Source organism: Sphingomonas zeae, assembly GCF_014197135.1.
GTDB lineage: Bacteria > Pseudomonadota > Alphaproteobacteria > Sphingomonadales > Sphingomonadaceae > Sphingomonas > Sphingomonas zeae.
Window position 1 is genome coordinate 290459 of the sequence record NZ_JACIFA010000001.1, and the last position, 24797, is coordinate 315255.

The following is a 24797-nucleotide window of genomic DNA, read 5'->3' on the forward strand; positions in this document are numbered from 1 at the left end:
GGCATTCCTGGGCATGTGCGAAGCGGATCAGCCCGTTGCCAGCCCCCAAAGCAGGGTCAGGTTCAGGCCGATGATGATGGCCGCGATGATCCATGCCAGGATGCGCAGCCAGACCGGGCTGGCAAAGGGACCCATCATGCCCTTGTTCGCGGTGAAGCGGACCAGCGGCACCACCGCAAAGGGGAGTTGCAGGCTGAGGATGACCTGACTCAGCACCAGCAGCTTCGTCGCCCCCGCCTGTCCGCTCGCCCCGACGACCAGCACGGCGGGAATGATGGCCAGCCCACGCGTGATGAGCCGCCGAAGCCAGGGGGCGAGCCGCAGGTCGAGGAACCCCTCCATCACGATCTGCCCGGCGAGTGTCCCGGTGACGGTCGAATTCTGCCCTGAGGCGAGCAGTGCGATGCCGAACACCATGCTCGCCGCGCCCACGCCCAGCATCGGGGCGAGCAGGCGGTAAGCCTGATCGATCTCCGCCACGTCGGTGCGGCCTGCGACATGGAAGGTCGCCGCCGCGACGATCAGGATGGCGGCGTTGATGAAAAAGGCGAAGAACAGCGCCACCGTGCTGTCGATCGTCGCCATCTTGATCGCGTCGCGCTTGTCCTCGGTCGACAGGCCATAGGCCCGGGTCTGCACCACCGAGGAATGGAGATACAGATTATGCGGCATCACCGTCGCGCCGAGGATACCGATCGCGATGTAGAGCATGGCAGGGTCGGTGACGATCCGCGTCGTCGGCACGAAGCCCGCCAGCACCGCGCCGGGATCGGGGCGCGAGGCGATCAGTTCATAGAGGAAACAGCCGCCGATGATGAGGAGGAGCGCGATGATGAACGCCTCGACCTTGCGGAACCCGTAACGCTGCAGCGCGAGGATCACGAACACGTCCAGTCCGGTGATGATGACACCCCAGACAAGCGGCAGGTCGAACAGCAGTTGCAGCGCGATGGCGGTACCCAGCACCTCCGCCAGATCGCAGGCGATGATCGCGATCTCGCAGAGCACCCACAGGATGCGCGAGACGGGTTTGGAATAGGCCGCCCGGCACGCCTGCGCCAGGTCCATCCCCGCCGCGATGCCCAGCCGCGCCGACAAGGCTTGCAGGATCATCGCCATGATGTTGGACAGGAGGATGACCGACAGCAGCGCATAGCCATAGGCGGAGCCGCCCGCGATATCGGTCGCCCAGTTGCCCGGGTCCATATAGCCGACCGCGACCAGATAGCCCGGCCCCGCAAAGGCGAATAACCGCCGCAGGAAGGACGCGCCCTCCGGAATGGCGATCGAGCGATGGCTTTCGGCAAGCGAGCGGGTGGCGGGCGTAGCTACGGTCATCGACCTTGAGATGTGACGGAAATGCGCCAACGCGACAACCCGCCAAAGCGTTGCGGCAGGTCAGTTGTGGGAGGGTTTTCAATTCCTCCCTCCGAGGGGAGGAATTATAGGGACGACCCCACAACCGCACAGGCCAGCGCCATCAGCAAACCGGCGAAACGGTTCGACCGGAACCGGTACAGCGCGCCTGCGCCGTCATCGGGCTTCAGCGTTGCCACCTGCCAACCCAGATGCAGCGCCACCGGCACCAGCGCCGCGACCGCCAGCATATCCGGCCGCACCAGCCAGATCGCCCCCGCCCAGCACAGCACGGCCCCGAGATAGAAGGCACCCACCCCCGGCCTCACATACGCGCCCATGCGCAGCGCCGAGGATCGCACCCCGATCAGCGCATCGTCCTCCCGGTCCTGCAGCGCATAGATGGTGTCGTACCCAATCACCCAGGCGATCGACCCCGCGTAAAGCAGCCAGAGCGGCGCGGAGAGTTCGCCCGCCACCTCGGCCCAGCCCACCAGCGCGGCCCAGCTGAACACCATGCCCAGCCATGCCTGCGGCCACCAGGTAATCCGCTTCATGAAGGGGTAGGCGGCGACCGGGGCCAGGCTGGCCACCGCGACGATCGCGGCGAGCGGGCGAAGCTGCACCAGGACGATCAGACCGATCAGGGACAGCGCGCCCAGCCAGATCGCGGCCAGCTTCACGGACACCAACCCCGAGGGGATGGGCCGCGCCCGCGTCCGGGCCACCTGGGCGTCCAGATCCCGGTCGACGATGTCGTTGAACACGCACCCTGCGCCGCGCATCGCGATCGAGCCGAGCAGGAACCACAGAATCAACGGCCAGCGGGCCGGCAATCCGCCCGCCAGCGCGATGGCCCAGGCGCCTGGCCAGAACAGCAGCCACCAGCCTATCGGCCGGTCGAACCGCGCCAGCAGCGCCAGTCCGCGTGCACGGGGGGGCAGGCGTCCGGCCAGGCCCTTGTGTTCGCTATCGGGTACGATCTCGATCGTCATGCCGCTTCGGGTATGGGCGCGAGCGGTGGCGCGCAAGCCCGTTCGCGGTTATCGTCTCCTCGTGACTTCCCCAGCATATCCTGTTCGATGATCGGCCTGTCGGTCGCGGTCGGCCGTTTCGTCGAGGCATTGTTCTGGGCCATTTTGCGCGTGGCGGGGATGGTCGGGGGCGTGGTGCTGCTCGTTGGCCTCGTGCTCGGCGTGACGTGGTGGGTGATCCGGCGCCGACGATAAGGGGGCAACGGTGATGATCGTGCGAGTGCGATCGGTGCCGATGCACAGGGCAAGGCGCTGTGGGCGATCGAGGCGCGCCCGCTCGCGCATGGCCTGCACGCTCTGGGCCTGATGGAGGTCAGCGAGGGCCTGGGGCCGTCGGCATCCGACAATCGGCAGGTCTATGTCGCGATCTGGAAGCGCCCACCGCCGGGCTGACCCCCGTCGCCGCATCGCTATCTTTGCAGTCGCCCATCCTCCAGCGCCGCCATCTCGAACGGAAACAGGATGTCGGAGTCTGGCGCCTTCACGCCGTCCGCGATGTCGGCAGGGGCGATGTCGTGAAGGATGTGGCGGATGATCGCGATCCGCGCATCCCGCTTGTCGTCGGCACGCACGATATGCCACGGCGCGAAGGGGGTGTGGGTGCGGGTGAGCATCGTGTCGCGCGCCGCCGAATAATCGGTCCATTTGGCCTGCGCGACCTTGTCCATGTCGGAGACTTTCAGCGCCTTCAGCGGATCGGTGCGTCGCGCCTCCAGTCGTTTTTCCTGTTCCGCCATCGAGATGTCGAGCCAGATCTTGACCAGCCGGATGCCGCTTTCGACCAGCATCCGTTCAAAATCGGGGGCGTCGCGCAGGAACGCCTCCTGCTCGGCGGCGGTGGAGAAGCCCATGACGACTTCCACCCCCGCGCGGTTATACCAGCTGCGGTTGAAGATCACGATCTCGCCCGCGGCGGGCAGATGGGCGACGTAGCGCTGGAAATACCATTGCGTGCGTTCGCGGTCAGATGGCTTGGGCAGCGCCACGACACGGGTAGCGCGGACCGAGAGATGTTCGGTGATTCGCTTGATCGTCCCGTCCTTGCCCGCCCCGTCGCGGCCCTCCAGCACGATGACGACCCGCTCGTCGGAGCCCGCCATCGCCATCTGGGTGCGGACCAGCGCCAGCTGCAGCGCCTCCAACTCCTCATGATAATGTTTCGCCATTGTCACCTCCTGCGCCCGAAAACGCACGGCTCGGCAAAAGTGGCATGGGCGACCCTAGCCGTGTAAGCGAAGGCCATGCCCGCTACCCCCGCCTGGCCGCCACAATCCACGCCCCGCCTGTTCGTCGACCGGATGCTGGGCGAAGGACCGATCCGCATCGACGGCCCGGCCGCGCATTATCTGGTGTCGGTGATGCGCACCAGGATCGGCGATCCGGTCAAGTTGTTCGACGACCGCAGCGGGGAGTGGCTCGCCGTCGCCGCGTCTGTGGGCAAGCGCGACCTGACCCTCGACGTGACGGAACGGCTGCGTGAGCGTGAGGCGGTGCCGGACCTGTGGCTTTGCGCCGCGCCGCTGAAGAAGGGCCGGGTCGACTGGCTGGCGGAGAAGGCGTGCGAGCTGGGCGTCGCGCGGCTGGTGCCGGTCGTCACCCGCCGCACCGTCGTCGACAAGCCCAATACCGAGCGATTGCGCGCGCACATGATCGAGGCGGCCGAGCAATGCGGCCGCACCGCGCTTCCGCAAGTCGCCGAGCCGGTGAAGCTGACCGCGCTGCTCCGCGACTGGTCGCCCGAGCGCGCGCTGTTCTTCGCTGACGAGACGGGCGGTGCGCCCGCGCTAACGGCGATGGCCGCGCATCGCGGCCCGGCGGCGATCCTGATCGGGCCGGAGGGCGGCTTCGATGCAGAGGAGCGCGAGGCGATCCGCGCGCACCCCGCCGCCATCGGCATCGGGCTCGGCCCCCGTATCCTGCGTGCCGACACGGCGGCGGCGGCGGCGGTCTCGCTGTGGATGGCGGCGGCGGGCGACTGGGGTTGATTCACCCTATGGCGTACAGCCTCGCGCCCGCGTAAGGCGCGGTTCATGAGCACCAAGACCGCGAGCACCGCCAAGGGCGCCATCATCGAGTCCCGCGACCAGTTGATCGCCAGCTTCGCGCGCGGCGAAAAATCCAGCGATCACTGGCGGATAGGCACCGAGCACGAGAAATTCGTCTATGCGCTGGGCGACCATCACGCGCCCTCCTACGACGAAGCCTCGGGCATTCGCGCGCTGCTGGGCGAGTTGACCCAATATGGCTGGGAACCGGTCATGGAGAGCGGCAATGTCATCGCGCTGACCGGCGCGGATGGTTCGATCAGCCTGGAGCCCGCCGGACAGTTCGAGCTGTCGGGCGCGCCGCTCGACAATCTGCACCAGACCTGCGCCGAGACGGGACGCCATCTGCAACAGGTGAAGGCGGCGGGCGACAAGCTGGGCGTCGGCTTCCTGGGTCTGGGCATGTGGCCCGACAAGACCCGCGCCGAGCTGCCGATCATGCCCAAGGGGCGCTATGCGATCATGCTGCGCCACATGCCGCGCGTCGGAACGCTTGGCCTCGACATGATGCTGCGGACATCGACGATCCAGGTGAATCTGGATTATGCCTCCGAAGCCGACATGGTGAAGAAATTCCGGGTCGGCCTGGCGCTGCAACCGCTGGCGACCGCTTTGTTCGCCAACTCGCCCTTCACCGAGGGCAAGCCCAACGGCATGTTGTCCTTCCGCAGCCATATCTGGTCGGACACCGATCCCGCGCGCACCGGCATGTTGCCCTTCGTGTTCGAGGACGGGTTCGGATATGAACGCTATGCCGACTATGCGCTCGATGTGCCGATGTATTTCGTCTACCGCGACGGCAAATATATCGACGCGGCGGGGCTGTCGTTCCGCGACTTCCTGAAGGGCGAGCTGTCGGTCCTGCCGGGCGAGCTGCCGACGATCGACGATTGGAACGATCACCTGTCGACTGCCTTCCCCGAGGTGCGGCTCAAGACCTTCCTAGAAATGCGCGGTGCCGATGGCGGGCCGTGGAGCCGCATCTGTGCGCTGCCTGCGCTCTGGGTCGGGTTGCTGTACGACAATGGCGCGCTCGATGCGGCGTGGGATCTGGTCAAGGGCTGGTCGCTGACCGAGCGACAGGCACTGCGCGACTCGGTGCCGGAGCTGGCGCTGGATGCGCCGTTGCCCGGCGGCGGGCGGCTGCGCGACATTGCGGGCGAGGTGCTCGACATCGCCCATGCGGGACTTGCGGCGCGGGCGCGGCTGAACGGGGCGGGGGATAACGAAACCGGCTTTCTCGACCCGCTGCGCGAGATCGTGCGGTCGGGCAAGGTGCCCGCGCAGGTGCTGCTCGACCGCTATCATGGCGAATGGGGTGGCGACATCTCACGGGTGTATGGCGAGGCGAGTTTCTGAGCGTGGGGCGTAAGCTTCGACGATGCTCGGCCTGAGCGACGTCGAAGGCCAGGGGCTCACCTTCGCCCCATCACCCACCGAAAGAACCGCGGCACCAACCCGTGCCGCGTCATCCAGTCGGAATAGTCCCGATACGCCGGATCGGCCGACAGATGCCGCTCCTCCGTCTTCGCCCGCCAGTAATAGATTCCGCTGACCACCCCCAGCAGCAACGTGCTCCGCGCCGCGTCCACCCAGGTCCCCGTCGACAGGAGCGGGATCGTCGCGATCCACCAGAAGATGTTCTTCGACAGATAGGCCGGGTGCCGCGACACCGCATAAGGCCCGTGGGTCAGGATGCCTCGGTGGGTCAGGTTGGAAAAGCGGATGCCGAACGCCACGGTCGACCAGGCATAGATGGCGGTCAGCCCGACCAGGACCGCCCCGATCCCGGCCAGCACCACCGGATGCCCGGCAAACCAATAGCTCCACTCGGCGGTCCCCGGCCGATAGTTGAGCGGGCCATTATCGCCCATCAGGATGGTCGGCGGGTAACAGATCAGCGCCGCCGCCCAGGCTGCCGCATAGGGATTGGCCGAACGGATATGCGCATCCAGCGGCCGCATGGTCAGCATGTAACCGATCGTCGCAAAGGCGACGTCGATCAGGAACATCAGCGTAATCAGCCAGTTGGCCAGCGCCACCGGATCGTGCAGCGCGGCGTTCAGGTCGGTCCGCACGAACATCCCGAACCCGCCCGGCACCACGCCCAGCATGAAGGGCAGGAAGAACGCCTTGACCGCCCAAGATCGCAGATGCGCGTAGATCGCCTCCCGATCGACCCCCGGCTGTCCGGTCAGCCATGCGCCCAGCATCCAGGCCCCGTCCTTCGGCTCGACCAGCCGCCGGTCGAGCCAGATCACATAAGGAATGGACAGCAGGAACAGTAACGGCGCGATCCAGCCCAGGCACCACATGGCAAAGGCGAAAATCCCCTGCCAGTAAAAGCGCCCCGTCGCGAAGATCAGCGCGATCCCGCCGAACGTCGCCCATAGCCCGGCGAGCTTGGTCAGGCTGATGTCCAGCGTCTCGCGTGCGGGGCGCGGGTTGGCCCAGTCGATCCCGGTCGAGGCATGGCGATGCACCTTGTCGACCAGCACCGACCAGAGCAGCATCGGCACCCCGGCGCAGACCAGATGCAGCAGCGCCGCATAAGGCCCGTCGAGATGATGCCACCGCGCATAGCCGATCCAGCTCAGCGAACCCGCAAGCCCGGCCAGCCCGACGCCCTGGCTGACGGCGGAGCGAGGACGCGGCGGGCGCGGGACGTGCGGGGCGGAATCGGCCATCAGGTGCGGGCTTTAGCGCAATTCGGTAAGCAAGGCGTTAGGGCGGAGGCATTCAACGATCCCCCTCCGTTTCGGGGAGGGGCTATTCGCTCTTCACCGCCAGAATCAGCTCGACCTCCTCGGCGGTGATGCCGAACGCTGCGGCCAGTCCGGAGAGCGACGCGCCCCGCTTGGACAATTCGCGAATCCGCCCTTCATCGACCACCGTGGCATAACCGCGCGTGTCGCGCTGTTCGCGAACCACATCCTTGCGGCCAGAGCTACGGTGCCGTTTGGCGGCGGCGGCATGGGGGTCCCTGGCGGCGGCGGCCTCCTCGGCCTCGCGACGGGCATTGCGCTCGGCTTCGCGGGCGGTCGTCTCGCGCTCGCGCAGTGCGGCACGCGCCTCCATCCGCCCGGCCATCAACGTGGCCCGCTCGCCCGCCCGCGCCTCGCGCGCCTTGGCCCGCGCGGCGGCACGTTCCTCCAAACTGTCATTCGTCCGGACGCGCAGTCCGCCGCGCGGCGGCGTCACGCCCCAGCTGTCATCGACCATGTCTTGCCCCAAATTCGGAGGCCGCCGTCTATAACGCGTCGCCGGCCGCCGCCAGGGGGCGGGGGCTCTTTCGAAACCGACGGCGATTGGCAACCAGCGGGCGATCTGCTTGTTATTGATCCAGAATAGAAAGGGAGGATAGCGATGAACCCGATGCTCGACCCCGAACTCATGGAGTTCATGGATGACGAGTCGCTCTTACTGGCCTTCGCGATGGCGAGCGCCGAACCCGACGGCGGTGACGCCGAAGTGATCCGGGCCGAGATGACCCAGCGCGGCCTGCGGCCGATCGCGGCCATGCCGGGGCTGCTCGACGCGGCGCGCGGGGATGGGCGGAACGCCTCGCTGCGCCTTTAACCCGAAGCCACATGACTAGACAGCCATCGCCACGGAGGCCGAATCATAGGCAAATTACAGCGTTATCAGAAGGTTGATCTGACGAAATTGAACGCGGAAACGCTTTGGGCCTTGAGCCTCCTATGTTTCGTCACAACCCAGCGTTCACGCTTGATGCGCTGACGAGCAAGGTCAACGAAGTGATGGCAACGAACGTCTAAAACTTCACCGCCATCGCATCAATTAATCGATTGCCACGCTTGCAACGCTTCAATCGTTATGCCGTAATTAGCCCGGCAATTTGAGGGGCTTGCACATGGTCGCTATCCGGCGCGGGGAGCCGCACGACCTGCCGCGATTGATGGAATTCGACTGTTTTTCTGGCGACCGCATCAATGAGATTGTCGAAGGGCGGATGCTGGTGGCGGAGGTGGGCGCTACCGTCGTCGGCTACCTTGCCTGGCAACATGGTGGATGTATCGGCAAGGACTATGTCAACAAACTGGTTGTTGACGGTCGTTATAGGCGAAGGGGGATCGCCCAGGCGTTGACCCAGGCCCTCAGCACGACGCTAAGCGGGCGAGTCTATATATCTGCAGGGGCCGCCAACACGGCGGCGCTGTCACTCATCCATGGGACCGGCTGGACCCCCGCCGGGCGGATTGACGGGCTACTGCCACGGGATGAGCCGGAGCTGTTTTTCCGTCGAGACCTTTAGCCTAGCGCCATCGCCTAGGAGCGACGGCGCTGCTTGTATCGATCGGAGGCCAAGATCAGCATCTAGCGTGCCCAGCTGCGCAGTGGTGTGCGCCGCACGGCACCCTTCAGCAGCTTGCGACCAAAGGCCGCCCGCATCGTCTCCGTGGCAATCATGTTCATCAAAACGACGCGTGTTCCGCCGGATGCCAAAGTCTCGATGGCGCTGACCGTGGCACCGTGACGGGCGCACAGCTTGACGACTTCGGCTTCGGTTGCGTTGACATTGATCGCGCGGGACATGGCAGCTCCTCGTTAAAGCGGGAGCGCAAAGCCGTCTCTCAGCCGGGCCGATGCTCAGTGTGGCAGCCCGATACTGTCAAAATGGGGATGAGGTCACATTCCCGCAAGTGGCATGGCGGGAGTCCGCATGACCGTCTTGCGCGGCGAACTACGACACACCAACTATGCTGCAATGCACAATAGGATGTGTGCGGCAGGCATACCCTATCCGTTGTCCCGCCTCTGCCGAAAAAGGGGCACCCCTATGCGCTCGATTTCCGACACGATCGCCCATCTTCGCGGCCTTGCAGGCTCCGTAGACCGGACGGCTCAGCAAGCCGCCCCTCTCACGCCGATAGATGATTTTGGCGATAACCCCGGCGCTTTGCGGGGGTATTTGCATATTCCGCACGATCTGCCCGCCCATGCCCCGCTCGTCGTTGTGCTGCACGGGTGTACGCAGACCGCAGCCTCCTATGATCATGGCGCGGGTTGGTCGACCCTGGCGGACAGGTTCGGTTTCGCGCTCCTGTTCCCTGAACAGCAGCGTGCCAATAACCCCAATCTTTGTTTCAACTGGTTTTTGTCCGAGGATACGCGGCGGGGCGGCGGCGAGGTCGAATCGATCCGCGAGATGATTGTCGCTGTGGTCGAGCGCCATGAACTCGATCCGGCGCGGGTGTTCGTTACCGGCCTGTCGGCGGGTGGCGCGATGACATCCGCAATGTTGGCCTGTCATCCCGAGCTTTTCGCCGGGGGCGCTATCATAGCGGGGCTGCCGTTCGGCACCGCTCACAGCGTGCCGGAAGCGCTGGAGCGAATGCGCGGTCACGGCCACGATCGCGCCAGCCTGAGCGATCGGGTGCGAGCAGCGGCCGTGCATGGTGGGCCTTGGCCAACGGTCTCGATCTGGCATGGCACAGCAGATACCACGGTGAACCCGGTCAATGCCGGGCTGATCGTCGACCAGTGGCGCGGACTCCACCGCCTAGGCGAGCCGGACATAACGGAACGGATCGATGGTCACACCCGTCGCGCCTGGCGTGACCGGGCCGGACGCGCGGTGATCGAGGAGTATATGATCACGGGCATGGGACATGGGACGCCACTGGCTACCGATGGCGATGAAGCCTGCGGCGTGCCAGGGCCTCATATGCTCGGTGCCGGTATCTCCTCCACATATCGGATTGCCGCCGCATGGGGGATCGCACCTGCAGTGGCGCCGTCCCGACCCGTCGACACCGCTGCAACCGTACCGCAGCGACCCGCGCCGGCGCGGTCGTTGCGCTTCGATCCGACGACGACGATCAATGACGCACTGAGGGCGGCCGGGCTCATGAAGCCATGACGCGGTGCCTCCGGTAAAGCACACGTCGATCGCTATATCAGGGTGGTTCGCTTTCGTGACCGTCGCCTGCTGGTGGAGCAGGCAGATGAAACCTGCTTCCACGACTGGCGGAGCCAAAGGATTGATCCATCTGTTGAACGGCGATGGATGGGGAACGAAAAACCACTGCCGTCGAACGGGCTGACCATAAAATAAGCTCCGAGGTGAATAACGAGCGCGACAGCTGGCCAGTGCGGCTGATTGGCGCGGCCAGCGAGATCGGTGATCAGCCACAGATGCGGACGATTTGCGGCGCTACGGTCGTGGTCGGTATCGCCCGACGGGATATGCATCTCGCTGGCGCGGGCTTGAGGATGCTGGCCGCTCACACCCTGGCGACATGGGCCAAGAGCGGGATCAAAGCCGTGATCAACCGCAGGCGCCCGAAAGACGGTGATGATCCGCGGGTGCGCCAAGGTGATAGCGACCGGCACGAGGATAATTCGTTCCCATCCGGCCACAGCGCCGGTGCGGTCGCGGTCGGAGAAGCGATTGCGCGGGCATATCCAGATCATGCGGTCGCTGCTCGTAGTGTGGCGCTGTCGGTCTCCGCCGTACAGGTGCCGCGCGGAACGCATTATGCTGGCGATGTCCTAGCCGGGATAGCCATAGGCCTGATTGCAGAACGTGTCAGCGACGCGGCGATCGATTTGGCGGTACGATGGGCTAGGCGTGGGCTCGCAGCTCCGCAGCGTATCACTGGTGGTAACGAGGCGACGCCGGCCATCCGTCATACATCGGCACCTTCTTCACCTGTGTTTATTGCATCAACGCATCCATGAGGCCTTTATGTCTCATGGTGGCATGGACCCAAGGATCGAGCCATATGACGTCGTGCCTGCACGTCTGCGAGACAAAATGGCTCGATGACGCTGATGGCTAACACCGACCTGCCTGATGGCATCGACGAACGCCATGTCGCACCCATTCGAGGGATTCGGGCACATGCCAGCCCACTCGCGTTCATCGTGCTAGGCGCGACGCTGGCTATTGCGGCGACTGGTCTTCTTGGCGGCGCGCCTGCGCCCGTAACGTCTGTCTCTGCTCCTGCCGCTTCGTTGGAGCTGAAGGTCGCCCGGCCGCTACGCAGCGGCTTATTCTTCGAGACCCACATCCGGGTCACCGCCCGACAAGCCATTGCCAAGCCCGTCATCGGCGTGGACGCATCTCTGTGGCGCGATCTGACGATCAACAGTCAGGTACCAGCCCCCGCAAACGAGAGGTTCAAGGACGGCCAGTATCGCTTCGAGTATGGCCCCTTGAAGGCGGGGGAGACGTTGGAAGTCAAAATCGACGGCCAGACAAATCCGCCGTTGATCGGGCGTGTATCGGGAAGCGTCACGCTTCTGGATGACGACACCCCCCTGACTGAGGCTCATGTGACTATTCCGGTCCTACCATAATGGACATCGTCCTACGGGCCTCCGTCACATTCGCGGCGCTCTACCTTTTGCTGCGGCTGCTGGGGAAGCGCGAGATCGGCCAGCTGACGCCATTCGAATTGGTGGTCATCGTGGTGATGGGCGACCTGGTCCAGCAGGGCGTCACGCATAACGACTTCAGCCTCACTGGGTCGATCCTGGCCATCGCCACGTTCGCCTTCTGGGCGCTGGTGATGAGCTGGGCGACCTATCTTTCACCCAGGCTCGAGACGCTGCTGGACGGCCGACCACAGGTTATCATCCGGGATGGCGAACTGATCGAGGCGAATCTCCGCCGCGATCGCATCACGCGTGCAGAGGTCGAAGCCGAGATGCGGTTGGCGGGTATCGCCCACATGGATCAGGTCGCCTGGGCTATCCTGGAGACGCAGGGCAAGATCAGCTTCATCCGAAAAGACGGTGGCGAGGTGCAGCCCGACAACGATGACGCTGGTACTGCGTAACGTCATGCACTCCGTCACGATGGCGGCAACCCCGTCTCGGATAAATCGTTCGGTGGGGGTGTAGGAGAAGACCGATCGCCCATGCCAGCAACGTCGTCTATTGCGACGGACCGAACAGCCCCCACGCTTTCGACATCATCCCGCTTCAGCCGCGAAACGGGACCCTGGATGCGAAATGCCCGATCTGTCGGGGATACGGGCAATGGAACACCGAGATCGATCTCGTCAGCTTCCGGTGCAAGCGAGCAATCTGCGATTATTGCCATGGAGCGGGCTGGATCGAAACGGGCAATGACCCGGTCGGGCATGCCGACATCGCCATGTCGCCGGAAGGCTATCCGCAATGGGTAATTGCGTATGAGCCGCATCAGGATCCAGATCGGCCTATCTCGGATCCGGCCGCCCCGCTGTCGCCCAACCAGATCGATCGCTAGCCGTCTTTCTATCGCTCTGGTTCAAGGCCTCAGCAAATTCCGCTTGAGCCGGAGATAGCACCGGTAGACAGGGGCGCAGGGACCGCATTCGCTACCAGGCTTAGCGAATGGGACGCGTTGATCGCCGCCAGAAGATGACAGTGACAGCTGGGGCGACGGCGGAGAAGACCTTTCATCATTCGCGTGAACACACCGGTCTCATCCCAACGCTTCCACCGATGGTACAGCGTCTTGCGCGGGCCGTACTCGCTGGGTGCATCTCGCCAGCGCAGCCCATTGCGGTTGACGAATACGATGCCATTCAGGACCCGCCGGTCGTCCACCCTCGGCTGGCCGTGGCTCTTGGCAAAGAATGGCCGCAGCCGCTCGATCTGCTCATCCGACAGCCAGAACAAGTCGCTCATCGTCCCTTTATTGACCGTTCCAGCCGGCATTTCGTCCCCCGCCAGCAATCACCTTCGCGGGAATTGGGGGAACATCAAGGAAACGCCGGGATGAGCGTACCAGAGGGAAGGGGGTGAACGAAGCTGGAACAGGAGGGCCTAGCGGCGGATATACCGGAAATACCATACCTCATGTCCCTGGCGGCGTGCCTTGCGTTCATAACGCGTCTCGGGCCAGTCGGCGGGGCGGGTGAGGAAGTCGGCGGGCGTGCGGGCTTGCCATTCGAAATCGTCCCGCGCGTTCATGATCATCATCGACCAGTGGCAATAGGTCGGGTCATCGGTCCCTAAGCGAAATTCGCCGCCGGACTTCAACTTGCGCGCGATGGTGTCGAGCGGGCCGTGGTTCATCATCCGCCGCTTGGCATGGCGCGCCTTGGGCCAAGGATCGGGATGGAGCAGATAGACGCGGTCCAGGCTGGCATCGGGCAGCCGCTCGATCACCTCCAGCGCGTCGCCCATGTGCAGGCGGACATTGGAAAGGTCGCGGTCGCGGATATGGCCGAGCGCGCCGACCACGCCGTTGAGGAACGGCTCGCATCCGATGAAGCCGGTACCCGGTGTCGCCTCGGCCTGTCCGGCCAGATGCTCGCCCGCGCCGAAGCCGATCTCGACCTGGAGCGGCCGATCCTCGCCGAACAGGCGCACGGCGTCGAGCGGCCCTTCCTCGGGCACGCTCAGCGTCGGCAGCATCTCCTCGACCAAAGCCGCCTGGCCCTGGCGCAGCTTATGGCCCTGACGCCGACCATAAAGGCGGCGGATCGTCGTCGGATCGTTCATCGCCGGGCCTTTAGCGCGGGTCGCACAGGGAGCCAAGGGTGGGGCCGCTCGTTGCCCATGCACCATGGATGACCACGCTTCCAAACCCGATGGCCCCCAAGAACAGGGGAAGGCGCAGAAAGCGGCCGATGCCAAGGACCTTCACCGTGCGGTGCGCGAGGCGGGGGAGAGCGAACTCGATCGGCCCGCAGGCGCGCTGTTCTGGTCAGGGCTGGCGGCGGGCATCGCGATCCACAGTTCGCTGATCGCCGAGGGAGCGCTCCATGCGGGGCTTCCCGAGGCGCCCTGGCGCGGGCTGGTCGCCTCGTTCGGCTATCCGGTGGGGTTTCTGGTCGTCATTCTCGGCCGGATGCAACTGTTCACCGAAAGCACCATCACCGCGATGTTGCCGCTGGTGACGAAGCCGTCGGGCTGGGCGCTCCGGCGGACGCTGCGGCTCTGGGCCATCGTGCTGGCCGCCAATCTGATCGGCACCGCGCTCGCCGCCGGAATGGTCGCGGCCGGAGCGCTGGGCAGTGCCGAAATCCGCGACGCGATGGTTGCGGTCTCGGCGCGCATCCTGGAGCTGGACGGGTGGCGGACCTTCGTCAACGCCATCCCAGCCGGGTTCCTGATCGCGGTGGTCGCCTGGATATTGCCCAATGGTCGGACCCAGGCCTTCTGGATCATCCTGGCGATCACCTATGTCATAGCCATTGCCGGGTTCAGCCACTCGATCGTTGGCGCGGACGAGGCGTTCCTGTTGTTGTTCACCGGCCATGTCAGTGTGGGCAAGACCGTGTTCGGCCTGCTGATGCCGGCGATCCTCGGCAATCTGGTCGGCGGGGCGGGGCTGTTCACGCTGCTGGCGCATGGTCAGGTGCAGGGCGAGACGCGGGAATAAAAAAAGGGGAGCCGAAGCCCCCCTTTTTCTTTTGCCGATCGCGACAGGATCAGGCGACGGCGGCCTTGATCTGGTCGACCAGATCGGTCTTTTCCCAGGTGAACAGCGCGCCTTCGGCTTCACGGCCGAAGTGACCGTACGCGGCGGTCTTGGAATAGATCGGCGCGTTCAGCTTCAGATGCTCACGAATGCCCTTGGGCGTCAGGCGAACGAGCTTGGGCAGCGCGGTTTCCAGCTTGGCTTCGTCGACGGTGCCGGTGCCGTGCAGGTCGACATAGACCGACAGCGGCTCGGCGACGCCGATCGCGTAGGACAGCTGGATGGTGCAGCGCTTGGCCAGACCGGCTGCCACGACGTTCTTGGCGAGGTAGCGCGCGACATAGGCGGCCGAGCGGTCGACCTTGGTCGGGTCCTTGCCGCTGAACGCACCGCCGCCATGCGGGGCCGCGCCGCCATAGGTGTCGACGATGATCTTGCGGCCCGTGAGCCCTGCGTCACCGTCCGGGCCGCCGATTTCGAACAGGCCGGTCGGGTTGACGTAGATCTGCTTCTCGTCCGGCAACCAGCCTTCGGGCAGCACGTCTGCGAGGACCGACTTCACATAGTCGCGAAGCTTGGCCTGGCCGGCCTCGTTGGACAGCTCGGCCGAATGCTGGGTCGACACGACGATCGCGGTCGCGCGGACGGGAACACCATTCTCATACTGCAACGTCACCTGGCTCTTGGCGTCCGGCTCCAGGAAGGAGGCCGTGCCGGAATGGCGGTCGGCCGCCATCTTTTCCAGGATCTTATGGCTGTAATAGAGGGTGGCGGGCATCAGGCCGGGGGTCTCATCGGTCGCGTAACCGAACATGATGCCCTGGTCGCCGGCGCCTTCGTCCTTGTTGCCGCTCTCGTCCACGCCCATCGCGATGTGCGCCGACTGGGCGTGCAGGTTGTTCGAGAAGTCGAACGTCTGCCAGTGGAAGCCCGACTGCTCGTAACCGATGCGCTTGACGGTATCGCGCACGGTCTGCTCGATCTCTTCCAGCGCGCCTTCGGCCCACTGGTCGTTCTCGAACACGCCCTTGCAGCGGATTTCACCCGCCAGCACGACCTTGTTGGTGGTGGTCAGGGTTTCGCAGGCGATGCGCGCTTCCGAATCCTTGGACAGGAACAGGTCGACGATGGCGTCGCTGATCTGGTCTGCGACCTTGTCGGGGTGACCTTCGGAAACCGATTCCGAGGTGAAGATGTACGAGTTCCGCATTCCCGTCCTCATAAGGATATAAAGATAGCTTTATATGTCCTCTAGCGGCGACGGCGGCGTATGGCAACGCCGATCGCGGCCAGCGCCATGGCGATCAAGAGGGCAAGCATATTGCCGACCCGTGAAAAAACCGTTGGCGGCAGCGCGGCGGGCAGGGGGGCCTGGGCTGCGCCCGCCGTCTCGTGCGGGACGGTGGCGATCAGGCGGCCGTCGGCGGCGATGATCGCCGAGATGCCGGTGGGCGTCGCGCGGATGATCGGCAACCCCTCCTCGATCGCGCGCATCCGCGCCTGGGCCAGATGCTGGGGCGGACCCCAACGGCCGAACCAGGCGTCGTTGGACGGGTTGAAGAGCAGGCGCGGCCGATGCGCCTCGTCGACCACCTGGCCGGAGAAGATGATCTCATAGCAGAGCTGCACCCCGACCGGCCCGAAGCCGGGCACGCGCAGATTGCGGGGGCCGGGGCCGGGGGTGAAGTCCATGTCGCCGGGAACCAATCGCGCCAGGCCCAACGGCTTGAGCAGCCACGGCATCGGCAGATATTCGCCATAGGGGACCAGATGCGCCTTGTCATAGCGGCCGGTGATCTCTGTGCCGGGACTGATCGCGAACACGCTGTTGGTGGCGCTGCTCACCCGCGCGCGATCGGATGAGAAAAGCAGCGCGGTCCCCCCGACCAGCGCGGTGTCGCGCGGGCCGAGCACGCGGGCAATCTGGCGGCGCGTCCATGCGGGCGGCGCATAGTTGAACCCGAAATAGGCCCAGTCCGGATAGCCCTCCTCGATCATGTCGCGCACGACGCCTTCGGGCCAGACGACCAGGCGAGGGCGGGGGCCGGGCCGCCCCGACAGCTGGGTCAGCCGTTCGAGCAGCAGCGGCCCGTCGCTCTGCCCGCGCTGGTCCTGGCTGACATTGGGCTGGACCACGCGGACCAGCGGCGCGTCGGCGGCGGGCTCGGGCGCACGCGTGAGGGGGGCGGACAGCGCGGCCAGTCCGGTTGCGGGCACCATCACCGCCGCCAGATGCCAGCGCCGCCGAAGCGCCAGCCAGATCGCGCCCGCCAGTACTACCGTCAGCCCCGACAGCGCATAGGTGCCGACAAAGGCGCTCATCCGCGCCACGCCGATCACCGGCAGCCATGCGACCGACAGCGGGTCCCAGGCATAGCCGGTGAACAGCCGTGCGCGCAGATACTCGGTCGCGATCCACGCGGCCCCGAAGATCAGCACATATGCCGCATCAGGCCGCCGCCCGCGCAACCGCCACGCGACACCCGCCGCCGCCATCGGAAAGATCGCCAGATAGAGCGCCAGCCCCACCGCCGCAAAATACCCCAGGACGGGGGGCATCTTGTCCTGAAAGTCGAAGGCGTGCTGGAACCAGTTGTTGTTGACGGTGAAATGCCCGACCCCGAATGCCCATCCCCGCCACAACGCAGCCCGGATGGAGGGGGCGTCATGGACCAGCGCCAACAGGACGATGAGGCCGACGAGCAGCAACGGCCAGAGATCGAGCGGCGCGAAACCGCAGGCGGCGACGGCCCCGGCGATCAGGGCGATAAGAGCGGGATATCGGGTCACGGCGGCAGGATATGGCGCGCCCCTGTGACAGGAGCAATGCGGGATGTGGGCGGCGGAGGGGTAATTCCATGCCGCAAAAGGTGGAAAAGCGCGCCCCGCTACCCTAGCTTCCCATCATGACCCTGCGCCCCTTTCACCTCGCCTTCCCGGTCCACGACCTGGCCGCCGCCCGTCATTTCTACGGTGAGATATTGGGCTGCCCCGAAGGCCGCTCGAGCGATCACTGGATCGACTTCGACCTGTTCGGGCATCAGATCGTCGCGCATCTCGATCCCGCCGCCAAGCCGATCGCCGTCGAGAATGCGGTCGACGGGCATCAGGTGCCGGTGCCGCATTTCGGCGTCGTCCTGACCATGGCCGACTGGGAGGCGCTGGCCGCGCGCGTCGAGGCGGCGGGCGTGCCCTTCGGCATTGCGCCTTATGTTCGCTTCAAGGGCCAGCCCGGCGAGCAGGCGACGATGTTCTTCCGCGACCCCAGCGGCAATGCGCTGGAGTTCAAGGCCTTTGCCGATGATGCCATGCTCTTTGCCACGGCGATGACCCGATGAGCGCCCCGATTTCCCTCGATATCCCGCACCAGCTCGGCAAGGAGGGCGTGCGCCAGCGGCTGGACGGCGGCATCGGCAAGATAGGCCGCATGATCCCCGGCGGTGCCACCGTCGAGCATCGCTGGGACGGCGACACGATGCACTTCACCGTCGGCGCGATGGGCCAGTCGATCGGCGCACAGGCGACGGTCTATGCGGACAAGGTTCATGCGGTGGTGAACCTGCCCGCCTTCCTCTCGCTCTTCTCCAGCCAGCTGGAGGCGGTGATCCGGTCCGAAGCGCCGAAGCTGTTGAAATAGTCGTGATCGCACTGGGCGCGGAGCCTGTCGAGCTGACCGAGGTCGATGCCCCCGCCGTGGCGGACCTGTTTGCCCGTTGTGCTGACTATTTCCTGATGCAGGATGGCGTGATGCCGGGGCTTGCTGATGCCCTTGCGCTGTTTTCGGACGTGCCACCCGAGAAAGCGGTCGGCGATCAGGTGATTATGGGCTGGCGCGATGATGATGGCCTGTACGCTGTCGCGGCAATTCTTCGCGATTATCCTTGCGATGGCACATGGTATCTCGGCCTATTGCTCGTGGAAGCTACGCGTCGCGGGCGGGGTCTCGGCCGGACGCTCTATAGCGCCATCGCAGCGTGGGCCGAAGCGCGCGGCGCGTTGGACATGCGGCTAGCCGTACTGGAGGTCAATGCGGCCGGTGAGCGTTTCTGGCGCGCTCTGGGGTTCGAGGAGATTCGTCGTGTCGGCCCTGATCGGTTCCAGGAGAGGTGGCACCGCCGGGTCGAACTGAGCCGCTCTATGGCAGGGCGCTTTCCGGAACGCGATGCGCTCACCTGACCTTCATCGAAGCGATCAGAAAGCTATCCCCGGGGCGACATGGTCATGGGCGGAATTTATCATAGACACGGGCCTTGATGACGCACGTTCTGCCCCAGGTCTGGCAATTCAGCAGCAGCGCATCGTTTGCCACTCTGTACCAAACCTCGCCCTTACCTATGGATAGGCCGAGTGCGGAATGGTTGATAAGCCTATACCGGCGTCGATAAGTACAGTTTTTGGAAAGGCGGTCCTGCTTGCGATAGTTCAGTCTGGGGCAGTTGGGCGGCCATTCGTAGGCGGCCGCCTGAACTGGCTGATCCATAGCATAGGTCTTCCCCCTTTTCACGCCATGGACATGAGTGACGCCAGCCGCGATGCCGATCGCAATCAGAACAAGCACCGTCGAGACGGCGACTTTTGTCGGGATTCCTGTGACGATCGCCATGGCAAAGGGGCGCTTCCTAGAGCGGTGGCTATCGTGCCGCGCTGACCTTCCACACGACATTCCCGACATCGTCCGCGACCAGCAGACCGCCGGTCTTGTCGACGATCACGCCCACGGGCCGCCCCTGGGCCTCGCCCTTGGCGTTGAGGAATCCGCCGACCACCTCGATGGGCTTGGCGTTCGGCACGGGGAAGGCGCCCGCGAAGGGTACGAAGACGACCTTGTAGCCTGAAGGCGGCTTGCGGTTCCACGAGCCATGTTCGCCGATGAACACTCCTTGCGCGAACCGGTCGCCCAGCTTGGCGCCTTGCGCGAACGTCAGGCCGAGCGCGGCGACGTGCGGCCCCAGCGCATAATCGGGACGCTTCACATATTGCTGGAGCGGCGGATTGGTCGGCTGGACCCGGTTGTCGGGATAGCCGCCCCAATAATACCAGGGCCAGCCGAAATGATCGCCGAACTCGACCTGGGTCAGATAATCGGGCGCCAGGTCGGAGCCGAGCATGTCGCGCTCGTTGACGACGGTCCACAGCCGCCCGTTGACCGGGTTCAGCGCCATGCCGTTCGGGTTGCGCAGACCCGCCGCATAGATCCGCCAGTTCTTGTCCTGCGGCCAGACCTGCAGGATCGCGGCGCGGTTCTTCTCGGCGTCGAGGCCGTTTTCGGCGATGTTGCTCGCCGATCCGACCGAGACGAACAGCGTCCGCCCGTCGCCCGAGGCGATGACGTTGCGCGCCCAGTGATTGCCCGCCGGGCGCAGGGGCACGACCTTTTCGGGCGTGGCGGTGATCTTCGTCTCCCCCTCGCGATAGGGGACGCGGACCAGCGCATCGGTGTCGGCGATGTAAAGTTGTCCATCGAACAGCACCATGCCGAAGGGCGAGTTGAGTCCGGCCATGAACGGCGTCTTCACGTCCGCTACGCCGTCGCCATTGGTATCCCGAAGCAGGGTGATCCGGTTGGCTGACGGCACCGCCGCGCCCGCCTGGCCCAGGAAGAAGTTCATCACCCGGTCGACGAGTCCAGCGCTGGGCCGCGGCGGCGAGTTGGTCTCGGCCACCAGCACATCGCCATTGGGCAACTGATACAGCCAGCGCGGATGATCGAGGCCGCTCGCAAAGGGCTGGATGGTCAGCCCCGGAGCAACGCTGGGCTTGGCGCCGTTCGTCCAGCCGACCGGCTTGGCGATGTCGACCGTCGGGATCGTCTGCTCGCGCGGCACCTCGATCTTCGGTCGTGCGCCCGCCACCTGATCGACGCTCAACCGCGCCGTGTCGGGCCAGGCGAGCCACGTGACGACCCCGATGCCGATCAGGACGATGATACCAAGGACGATCAGGACATGTTTGCGCATGACCGGAAACTAGGCGGCGGAGTGCGCGGGGGGAAGCATCTATGCCGCCCGCCTCATAAAAATTTGGCCGCCGGTGCCACGGGGAGCGCACCGGCGGCCGTCAAGGGCGCGAAGGTCAGGGAGTTATTTCGCGTCCTCGAACTTGGGAGCTTCGGCTTCGGTATTCTTGTGCGGCTCGTTCACCGCCATGCGATCCACGTCCTTGTGGGTCTCACGGTCCTCCTCGCTCTTGTCGAGCGTGGCGAGCGCGTCGCGGACGCCTTGCGCATAGGCCGGGTCGACCTTGGCGAAATGGCCGAGCTGACGCTCGATGATGAAGTCGGGAATGCCGTGCATCGCCGCCGCCAGATTGTGGTACAGGCGGCCCTTCTGCTCGTCCGAGAACATCGCCCACAGCGCGCGCGGCTGAACGAAATCGTCGTCGCCGACCGGCTGTTCCCAACGCTTGGCGATGCCTTCGACTTCCATCGGCGGCTCGTTATAGCTCGGGTCCTGCGCGGGGCCGTCAAAGCTGTTGGGCTCGTAATAGGCATCCGGGTTGCCATTGTCCGCGAAGAAGCGGAGCAGGCCGTCCTTGTGATAATGCGCGACCGGCGCCTTGGGCTGGTTGACCGGCAGCGCCTCATAATGCGCGCCCAGGCGATAGCGATGCGCGTCGGCATAGGAGAAGATGCGGCCCTGCAGCATCTTGTCGGGCGAGAAGCCGATGCCCTTCACCACGTTCGACGGCGAGAAGGCGGCCTGCTCGACCTGTGCGAAGTAATTTTCCGGGTTCTTGTTCAGCTCGATCTCGCCGACCTCGATCAGCGGGAATTCGCTGTGCGGCCAGACCTTGGTCAGGTCGAACGGGTTGTAGCTTGTGTGCTTGGCCTGTTCCTGGGTCATCACCTGGACGTACATCGTCCATTTGGGGAAACGGCCCTCATGGATCGCGCCGTACAGCTCCTCCTGATAGGATTCGCGGCTCTTGGCGATGACTTCGCCCGCTTCCTCATTGGTATAGTGCTTGTGGCCCTGCTGGGTCTTGAAATGGAACTTGCACCAGTAGCGCTCACCCGCATCGTTCCAGAACGAAAAGGTGTGGCTGCCATAGCCGTTCATATATTGCGGGCCAACGGGCAGGCCGCGGTCGGAGAACAGGATGGTGATCTGGTGCACCGATTCGGGCGACAGCGACCAGAAGTCCCACATCGCGGTCGGCGAGCGCAGGTTGGTGCGGGGGTGGCGCTTCTGGGTGCGGATGAAGTCCGGGAACTTGTACGGATCACGCACGAAGAAGACCGGCGTATTGTTACCGACCAGATCCCAGTTGCCGTCCTCGGTATAGAATTTGAACGAGAAGCCGCGCACGTCGCGCTCGGCATCGGCCGCGCCCTGCTCGCCCGCGACGGTCGAGAAGCGGAGCAGCAGATCGGTCTTCTTGCCGACCTCGTTGAACAGCTTGGCGTTGGTGTACTTCGTCACTTCGGTCGAGGTGACGGTCAGCGTACCGAACGCGCCCCAGCCCTTGGCATGGACGACGCGCTCGGGAATGCGCTCGCGATTCTGGTGCGCCAGCTTTTCGATCAGCTGGTAATCCTGGAGCAGCAGCGGCCCGCGCGGACCGATGGTGATCGCATTCTGGTTGTCGCCAACCGGCGCGCCGGCGGTCGTCGTCAGACGGTTCTTGGTATCTGCCATCGGAACTCTCCCTTGCAGCGTTCTGGGCTCTGCAACGGACGATAAGGAAGTCGGTTCGATCGGGATAACGTATTAAAATGCGATCTGTGATCGATTGCGTGATTTTCGCGACGGGTGGGGAAAATGCCTGGCCTTCGACCTCGCTCAAGCCGAACGGAGCGCGAGGGACAAGGCCATCGCCACAAACTCAGTTCAGCCTGAGCGCCGTCGAAAGTTACGAGCCGACGCCCTATTCCTCTTTCGCCGCCACTGCCGGATGGAGACGCAGGCGGTGAATGCGACGCTCATCGGCTTCGGTCACTTCGATCCGCCAGCCGCTGGGGTGGTCGATGCAGGTGCCGACCGGGGGCACCTGTCCCGCCAGCACCGCGGTCAGGCCGCCCAGCGTATCGACATCATCCTCCGCCTCTTCGAGCAGCGGGTCGACAGCGCGGCCGACCTCCTCCAGCCCGACGCGTGCATCGGCGTCCCAGGCCCCGCCGCCGAGCGGCACGAGCAGCGCCTGAGGCGCGTCGTCATGCTCGTCCTCGATCTCGCCGACAATTTCTTCGATCAGGTCCTCGATGGTGACGAGGCCCTCGGTCCCCGAATATTCGTCGAGCACGATCGCCAGATGCACCCGCTTCTGCCGCATGTCGGCCAGCAGATCGAGCGCGCCGCGCGACATGGGCACATAAAGCGGATCGCGGATCAGCCCGGCGATGGTCGCGGGATGCTCCGCGCCGGTCGCCAGGATGTTGAACACGTCCTTGATATGGACCATGCCAATGATCTGATCGAGCGTCTCGCGATAGACGGGCAGGCGGCTATGCCCGGCTTCGGCGAAAATCTGGATCAGATGGTCGAAGGTCGTCCGCTCCTCGACCGCGATGATATCGGCGCGGGGCACGCCCACATCGCCCGCATCGCGCTCGCCGAAATGCAGCAGGTTGCGGACCATCTGCCGCTCCAGCGGGGTCAGGTCGCCCTTGGCATCGGGGCCGGGATCGCCCTCATGCCGGTCGATCGCCTCTTCCAGCTGGTCGCGCAGCGATTCTTCCTGCTCGCCGCCGAAGATCAGGCTCTTCAGCCCGTGCCAGATACTGGAGTCGTGGGATTCACCGTTGCCGGTGCTGCTACTCGGGCCGTCGGCCATCGGGGGGTGTCAGTCCTCGCGTATCAGATAGGGGTCGGCGATGCCGAGACTGGCGAGCGCGTCGCGTTCGATCGCCTCCATCGCCTCTGCCTCGTCATCGTTCATATGGTCATAGCCTAGCAGATGAAGCACGCCATGCACCAGAAGATGCGTGGCATGGGTTTCGGCCGAAATTCCGCGCTCGGCCGCCTCGGCAACGCACACGCCGTGGGCCAGAACGATGTCGCCCAGCAGCACTTCGCCATCGTCGGAGTTCTGCGTCACCGTCTCGATCAGGTCGGGCTGGACCATCGGGAAGGACAGGACGTTGGTCGGCTTGTCCTTCTGCCGATACTGGCGGTTCAGCGCCTGGACCTCGTCATCGCTGGTCAGCCGTACCGAAATCTCGATCAGCGCGGACGTGGTCAGCAAGGGACCATAAGGCGTCCGCTCGATCGCGGCGCGGGCGGCGCGGGTGGCGAGCGCCTCCCAGCTCTGCTCGTCGCCGGACCAGGGCTCTTCATGGATCAGCGCAATCTCGATCATCGGGGCCTTTCCGGGGCAGCCAGGTCAGTAAGGGCGAAATCGTCGCCCTTGTACAAGAGTTCCGCGTGGTGGCTATGGGCACAAGCATAGGCGAAACAATCGCCCATGTTGAGGTGGGCGGGGTGGTGGCCCTTGCCGTAGCGGGCATGGGCGTTGAGCGCGGCGTGACTTTCGGCGTCGCCGATCGCGACCATTCGAAAACGAAAGGCGGCGGCTAAGGCATCAACATCGCGTTGCGCATCGGCCAGCGATATATTGCGCGAGCGCCGCAAACCTAGGATGGCTTCATAACGCGACATGGCGGACCAGAGCAGGTTATCCGCTTGGGCAATGCGTCGCTCGAACGCCTCCCATCCCTGTTCTTCAGCCAATATCGCGACCAGCGCCGATGCGTCGACGAACAGCGCCACTATAGGCCACCGGACAGATCGTCATAAAACGCCTTGTCAGCCAACAGACCGGTCGGGGGGGGCAGAGGATGCTGCCGTCGATATTCGGCCAGCCACTCGCGGAGGTTGGGCCGAGGCGGAACGGGTTCCGGCTTGCCTAGAAGCTCCGCCAACGCCCGTCGAATCGCCTCTTCCTCGCTGACGCCCAGCCGCTTGGCGGCGCGGGCGACCTGCTCGCTCGTCTCGGAGCCCAGCGTCAGCGGGGGATAGGGATCGCGTTCGGCCATGA

Annotated in this window: 29 protein-coding genes and 1 pseudogene; 13 read left to right on the forward strand and 17 right to left on the reverse strand. The window is 65.0% G+C overall.

Translation table 11 applies throughout. From position 1 onward, the window contains the following. Window positions 1-27 precede the first annotated feature (27 nt). Both GGR45_RS01340 and ubiA read right to left on the reverse strand, forming a co-directional pair. Window positions 28-1338 (reverse strand): Nramp family divalent metal transporter, encoded by a 1311-nt coding sequence (locus tag GGR45_RS01340; protein ID WP_175313614.1) that lies wholly within the window; start codon window positions 1336-1338, stop codon window positions 28-30. A gap of 104 nt (window positions 1339-1442) precedes the next feature. After that, a complete protein-coding gene (ubiA, locus tag GGR45_RS01345) occupies window positions 1443-2351 on the reverse strand; it encodes a 4-hydroxybenzoate octaprenyltransferase (protein WP_175313615.1) in 909 nt (302 codons plus the stop codon). A gap of 87 nt (window positions 2352-2438) precedes the next feature. Here ubiA and GGR45_RS01350 point away from each other — a divergent pair, with 87 nt between their 5' ends. Further along, the gene (locus GGR45_RS01350; RefSeq protein ID WP_175313622.1) at window positions 2439-2585 is read left to right on the forward strand and encodes a hypothetical protein; all 147 of its coding nucleotides are present in this window, start codon (window positions 2439-2441) and stop codon (window positions 2583-2585) included. A 215-nt stretch (window positions 2586-2800) separates the two neighbouring features. On the opposite strand, the gene ppk2 is transcribed toward GGR45_RS01350, so the two are convergent. Beyond that, window positions 2801-3556 (reverse strand): polyphosphate kinase 2, encoded by a 756-nt coding sequence (gene ppk2, locus GGR45_RS01355; protein ID WP_175313624.1) that lies wholly within the window; start codon window positions 3554-3556, stop codon window positions 2801-2803. Between the two features lie 75 nt (window positions 3557-3631). Here ppk2 and GGR45_RS01360 point away from each other — a divergent pair, with 75 nt between their 5' ends. Both GGR45_RS01360 and GGR45_RS01365 read left to right on the forward strand, forming a co-directional pair. Continuing rightward, on the forward strand, window positions 3632-4375 hold the full coding sequence (locus tag GGR45_RS01360) for a 16S rRNA (uracil(1498)-N(3))-methyltransferase (protein WP_175313626.1): 744 nt from the start codon (window positions 3632-3634) through the stop codon (window positions 4373-4375). Window positions 4376-4420: 45 nt separating this feature from the next. After that, window positions 4421-5794 (forward strand): glutamate--cysteine ligase, encoded by a 1374-nt coding sequence (locus GGR45_RS01365; RefSeq protein ID WP_175313628.1) that lies wholly within the window; start codon window positions 4421-4423, stop codon window positions 5792-5794. 56 nt (window positions 5795-5850) lie between these two features. Here GGR45_RS01365 and GGR45_RS01370 read toward each other — a convergent pair whose 3' ends face one another. Both GGR45_RS01370 and GGR45_RS01375 read right to left on the reverse strand, forming a co-directional pair. Continuing rightward, window positions 5851-7122 (reverse strand): methyltransferase family protein, encoded by a 1272-nt coding sequence (locus tag GGR45_RS01370; protein ID WP_175313630.1) that lies wholly within the window; start codon window positions 7120-7122, stop codon window positions 5851-5853. A gap of 82 nt (window positions 7123-7204) precedes the next feature. Next, the gene (locus tag GGR45_RS01375; protein WP_175313631.1) at window positions 7205-7657 is read right to left on the reverse strand and encodes a hypothetical protein; all 453 of its coding nucleotides are present in this window, start codon (window positions 7655-7657) and stop codon (window positions 7205-7207) included. Window positions 7658-7801: 144 nt separating this feature from the next. Between GGR45_RS01375 and GGR45_RS01380 the strand changes: the two genes are divergently transcribed. Then, entirely contained in the window at window positions 7802-8014 is a 213-nt protein-coding gene (locus GGR45_RS01380; protein ID WP_175313633.1) for a hypothetical protein, read from the forward strand. A gap of 295 nt (window positions 8015-8309) precedes the next feature. Next, window positions 8310-8711, forward strand: coding sequence for a GNAT family N-acetyltransferase (locus GGR45_RS01385; RefSeq protein ID WP_175313635.1), 402 nt, complete (start codon window positions 8310-8312; stop codon window positions 8709-8711). Between the two features lie 62 nt (window positions 8712-8773). Here GGR45_RS01385 and GGR45_RS01390 read toward each other — a convergent pair whose 3' ends face one another. Further along, a complete protein-coding gene (locus GGR45_RS01390; RefSeq protein ID WP_175313637.1) occupies window positions 8774-8992 on the reverse strand; it encodes a hypothetical protein in 219 nt (72 codons plus the stop codon). Between the two features lie 244 nt (window positions 8993-9236). On the opposite strand from GGR45_RS01390, the gene GGR45_RS01395 reads away from it, so the two are divergent. The 4 genes from GGR45_RS01395 to GGR45_RS01410 all read left to right on the forward strand — a co-directional run bounded on the left by GGR45_RS01395 (window position 9237) and on the right by GGR45_RS01410 (window position 12243). Beyond that, complete coding sequence (locus GGR45_RS01395) at window positions 9237-10319, forward strand: extracellular catalytic domain type 1 short-chain-length polyhydroxyalkanoate depolymerase (protein WP_175313639.1); 1083 nt, start codon at window positions 9237-9239, stop codon at window positions 10317-10319. A 353-nt stretch (window positions 10320-10672) separates the two neighbouring features. Then, window positions 10673-11140, forward strand: coding sequence for a phosphatase PAP2 family protein (locus tag GGR45_RS19965; RefSeq protein ID WP_367890212.1), 468 nt, complete (start codon window positions 10673-10675; stop codon window positions 11138-11140). A gap of 84 nt (window positions 11141-11224) precedes the next feature. Further along, window positions 11225-11761, forward strand: coding sequence for a hypothetical protein (locus GGR45_RS01405; RefSeq protein ID WP_175313642.1), 537 nt, complete (start codon window positions 11225-11227; stop codon window positions 11759-11761). After that, window positions 11761-12243, forward strand: a complete 483-nt coding sequence (locus GGR45_RS01410) for a DUF421 domain-containing protein (RefSeq protein WP_175313644.1) — start codon at window positions 11761-11763, stop codon at window positions 12241-12243. Before GGR45_RS01405 ends, GGR45_RS01410 begins: the two co-directional genes overlap by 1 nt. Window positions 12244-12841: 598 nt before the next feature. Here the strand turns inward: GGR45_RS01410 and GGR45_RS01415 are convergent. Together GGR45_RS01415 and trmB are read right to left on the reverse strand one after the other, a co-directional pair. Continuing rightward, window positions 12842-13081: pseudogene (locus GGR45_RS01415) on the reverse strand (transposase); the annotation flags it as partial. A gap of 138 nt (window positions 13082-13219) precedes the next feature. Continuing rightward, on the reverse strand, window positions 13220-13900 hold the full coding sequence (trmB, locus tag GGR45_RS01420) for a tRNA (guanosine(46)-N7)-methyltransferase TrmB (protein ID WP_175313646.1): 681 nt from the start codon (window positions 13898-13900) through the stop codon (window positions 13220-13222). A gap of 64 nt (window positions 13901-13964) precedes the next feature. Between trmB and GGR45_RS01425 the strand changes: the two genes are divergently transcribed. After that, the gene (locus GGR45_RS01425; RefSeq protein WP_175313648.1) at window positions 13965-14783 is read left to right on the forward strand and encodes a formate/nitrite transporter family protein; all 819 of its coding nucleotides are present in this window, start codon (window positions 13965-13967) and stop codon (window positions 14781-14783) included. Window positions 14784-14832: 49 nt separating this feature from the next. Here the strand turns inward: GGR45_RS01425 and metK are convergent, their stop codons facing one another. Both metK and lnt read right to left on the reverse strand, forming a co-directional pair. Then, entirely contained in the window at window positions 14833-16032 is a 1200-nt protein-coding gene (metK, locus tag GGR45_RS01430) for a methionine adenosyltransferase (RefSeq protein WP_175313650.1), read from the reverse strand. Window positions 16033-16073: 41 nt separating this feature from the next. Then, a complete protein-coding gene (gene lnt / locus GGR45_RS01435; RefSeq protein ID WP_175313651.1) occupies window positions 16074-17612 on the reverse strand; it encodes an apolipoprotein N-acyltransferase in 1539 nt (512 codons plus the stop codon). A gap of 116 nt (window positions 17613-17728) precedes the next feature. Here lnt and GGR45_RS01440 point away from each other — a divergent pair, with 116 nt between their 5' ends. The 3 genes from GGR45_RS01440 to GGR45_RS01450 are packed head-to-tail and all read left to right on the forward strand — an operon-like array spanning window position 17729 to window position 18998. Then, a complete protein-coding gene (locus GGR45_RS01440) occupies window positions 17729-18160 on the forward strand; it encodes a VOC family protein (RefSeq protein ID WP_175313653.1) in 432 nt (143 codons plus the stop codon). Continuing rightward, a complete protein-coding gene (locus tag GGR45_RS01445; protein ID WP_175313655.1) occupies window positions 18157-18459 on the forward strand; it encodes a polyhydroxyalkanoic acid system family protein in 303 nt (100 codons plus the stop codon). Before GGR45_RS01440 ends, GGR45_RS01445 begins: the two co-directional genes overlap by 4 nt. Before the next feature lie 2 nt (window positions 18460-18461). After that, window positions 18462-18998, forward strand: coding sequence for a GNAT family N-acetyltransferase (locus GGR45_RS01450; RefSeq protein WP_285138712.1), 537 nt, complete (start codon window positions 18462-18464; stop codon window positions 18996-18998). Between the two features lie 43 nt (window positions 18999-19041). On the opposite strand, the gene GGR45_RS01455 is transcribed toward GGR45_RS01450, so the two are convergent. The 7 genes from GGR45_RS01455 to GGR45_RS01485 form a co-directional block, all read right to left on the reverse strand. Continuing rightward, on the reverse strand, window positions 19042-19425 hold the full coding sequence (locus tag GGR45_RS01455; protein WP_175313657.1) for a hypothetical protein: 384 nt from the start codon (window positions 19423-19425) through the stop codon (window positions 19042-19044). A gap of 28 nt (window positions 19426-19453) precedes the next feature. Then, the gene (locus tag GGR45_RS01460; RefSeq protein WP_175313659.1) at window positions 19454-20779 is read right to left on the reverse strand and encodes a PQQ-dependent sugar dehydrogenase; all 1326 of its coding nucleotides are present in this window, start codon (window positions 20777-20779) and stop codon (window positions 19454-19456) included. Window positions 20780-20902: 123 nt separating this feature from the next. Further along, window positions 20903-22459 carry a catalase gene (locus GGR45_RS01465; protein ID WP_175313661.1) on the reverse strand — a complete coding sequence of 519 codons (1557 nt, stop codon included), beginning with the start codon at window positions 22457-22459 and terminating at the stop codon, window positions 20903-20905. Window positions 22460-22688: 229 nt separating this feature from the next. Beyond that, window positions 22689-23594 (reverse strand): hemolysin family protein, encoded by a 906-nt coding sequence (locus GGR45_RS01470; RefSeq protein ID WP_175313663.1) that lies wholly within the window; start codon window positions 23592-23594, stop codon window positions 22689-22691. 9 nt (window positions 23595-23603) lie between these two features. Continuing rightward, entirely contained in the window at window positions 23604-24119 is a 516-nt protein-coding gene (gene ybeY, locus GGR45_RS01475; protein WP_175313671.1) for an rRNA maturation RNase YbeY, read from the reverse strand. Beyond that, window positions 24116-24529, reverse strand: coding sequence for a type II toxin-antitoxin system VapC family toxin (locus GGR45_RS01480; RefSeq protein WP_285138714.1), 414 nt, complete (start codon window positions 24527-24529; stop codon window positions 24116-24118). The genes ybeY and GGR45_RS01480 overlap by 4 nt, the downstream gene beginning before the upstream one ends. Continuing rightward, on the reverse strand, window positions 24529-24795 hold the full coding sequence (locus GGR45_RS01485) for a ribbon-helix-helix protein, CopG family (protein ID WP_175313672.1): 267 nt from the start codon (window positions 24793-24795) through the stop codon (window positions 24529-24531). The genes GGR45_RS01480 and GGR45_RS01485 overlap by 1 nt, the downstream gene beginning before the upstream one ends. Window positions 24796-24797: the final 2 nt, after the last annotated feature.

What these genes read in the sequence shown, in the direction of transcription:
- GGR45_RS01340 (WP_175313614.1), bottom strand. Translation starts at nt 1,338, where the DNA reads ATGACCGTAGCTACGCCCGCCACCCGCTCGCTTGCCGAAAGCCATCGC.
- ubiA (WP_175313615.1), bottom strand. Translation starts at nt 2,351, where the DNA reads ATGACGATCGAGATCGTACCCGATAGCGAACACAAGGGCCTGGCCGGA.
- GGR45_RS01350 (WP_175313622.1), top strand. Translation starts at nt 2,439, where the DNA reads ATGATCGGCCTGTCGGTCGCGGTCGGCCGTTTCGTCGAGGCATTGTTC.
- ppk2 (WP_175313624.1), bottom strand. Translation starts at nt 3,556, where the DNA reads ATGGCGAAACATTATCATGAGGAGTTGGAGGCGCTGCAGCTGGCGCTG.
- GGR45_RS01360 (WP_175313626.1), top strand. Translation starts at nt 3,632, where the DNA reads ATGCCCGCTACCCCCGCCTGGCCGCCACAATCCACGCCCCGCCTGTTC.
- GGR45_RS01365 (WP_175313628.1), top strand. Translation starts at nt 4,421, where the DNA reads ATGAGCACCAAGACCGCGAGCACCGCCAAGGGCGCCATCATCGAGTCC.
- GGR45_RS01370 (WP_175313630.1), bottom strand. Translation starts at nt 7,122, where the DNA reads ATGGCCGATTCCGCCCCGCACGTCCCGCGCCCGCCGCGTCCTCGCTCC.
- GGR45_RS01375 (WP_175313631.1), bottom strand. Translation starts at nt 7,657, where the DNA reads ATGGTCGATGACAGCTGGGGCGTGACGCCGCCGCGCGGCGGACTGCGC.
- GGR45_RS01380 (WP_175313633.1), top strand. Translation starts at nt 7,802, where the DNA reads ATGAACCCGATGCTCGACCCCGAACTCATGGAGTTCATGGATGACGAG.
- GGR45_RS01385 (WP_175313635.1), top strand. Translation starts at nt 8,310, where the DNA reads ATGGTCGCTATCCGGCGCGGGGAGCCGCACGACCTGCCGCGATTGATG.
- GGR45_RS01390 (WP_175313637.1), bottom strand. Translation starts at nt 8,992, where the DNA reads ATGTCCCGCGCGATCAATGTCAACGCAACCGAAGCCGAAGTCGTCAAG.
- GGR45_RS01395 (WP_175313639.1), top strand. Translation starts at nt 9,237, where the DNA reads ATGCGCTCGATTTCCGACACGATCGCCCATCTTCGCGGCCTTGCAGGC.
- GGR45_RS19965 (WP_367890212.1), top strand. Translation starts at nt 10,673, where the DNA reads ATGCTGGCCGCTCACACCCTGGCGACATGGGCCAAGAGCGGGATCAAA.
- GGR45_RS01405 (WP_175313642.1), top strand. Translation starts at nt 11,225, where the DNA reads ATGACGCTGATGGCTAACACCGACCTGCCTGATGGCATCGACGAACGC.
- GGR45_RS01410 (WP_175313644.1), top strand. Translation starts at nt 11,761, where the DNA reads ATGGACATCGTCCTACGGGCCTCCGTCACATTCGCGGCGCTCTACCTT.
- trmB (WP_175313646.1), bottom strand. Translation starts at nt 13,900, where the DNA reads ATGAACGATCCGACGACGATCCGCCGCCTTTATGGTCGGCGTCAGGGC.
- GGR45_RS01425 (WP_175313648.1), top strand. Translation starts at nt 13,965, where the DNA reads ATGGATGACCACGCTTCCAAACCCGATGGCCCCCAAGAACAGGGGAAG.
- metK (WP_175313650.1), bottom strand. Translation starts at nt 16,032, where the DNA reads ATGCGGAACTCGTACATCTTCACCTCGGAATCGGTTTCCGAAGGTCAC.
- GGR45_RS01440 (WP_175313653.1), top strand. Translation starts at nt 17,729, where the DNA reads ATGACCCTGCGCCCCTTTCACCTCGCCTTCCCGGTCCACGACCTGGCC.
- GGR45_RS01445 (WP_175313655.1), top strand. Translation starts at nt 18,157, where the DNA reads ATGAGCGCCCCGATTTCCCTCGATATCCCGCACCAGCTCGGCAAGGAG.
- GGR45_RS01455 (WP_175313657.1), bottom strand. Translation starts at nt 19,425, where the DNA reads ATGGCGATCGTCACAGGAATCCCGACAAAAGTCGCCGTCTCGACGGTG.
- GGR45_RS01460 (WP_175313659.1), bottom strand. Translation starts at nt 20,779, where the DNA reads ATGCGCAAACATGTCCTGATCGTCCTTGGTATCATCGTCCTGATCGGC.
- GGR45_RS01465 (WP_175313661.1), bottom strand. Translation starts at nt 22,459, where the DNA reads ATGGCAGATACCAAGAACCGTCTGACGACGACCGCCGGCGCGCCGGTT.
- GGR45_RS01470 (WP_175313663.1), bottom strand. Translation starts at nt 23,594, where the DNA reads ATGGCCGACGGCCCGAGTAGCAGCACCGGCAACGGTGAATCCCACGAC.
- ybeY (WP_175313671.1), bottom strand. Translation starts at nt 24,119, where the DNA reads ATGATCGAGATTGCGCTGATCCATGAAGAGCCCTGGTCCGGCGACGAG.
- GGR45_RS01485 (WP_175313672.1), bottom strand. Translation starts at nt 24,795, where the DNA reads ATGGCCGAACGCGATCCCTATCCCCCGCTGACGCTGGGCTCCGAGACG.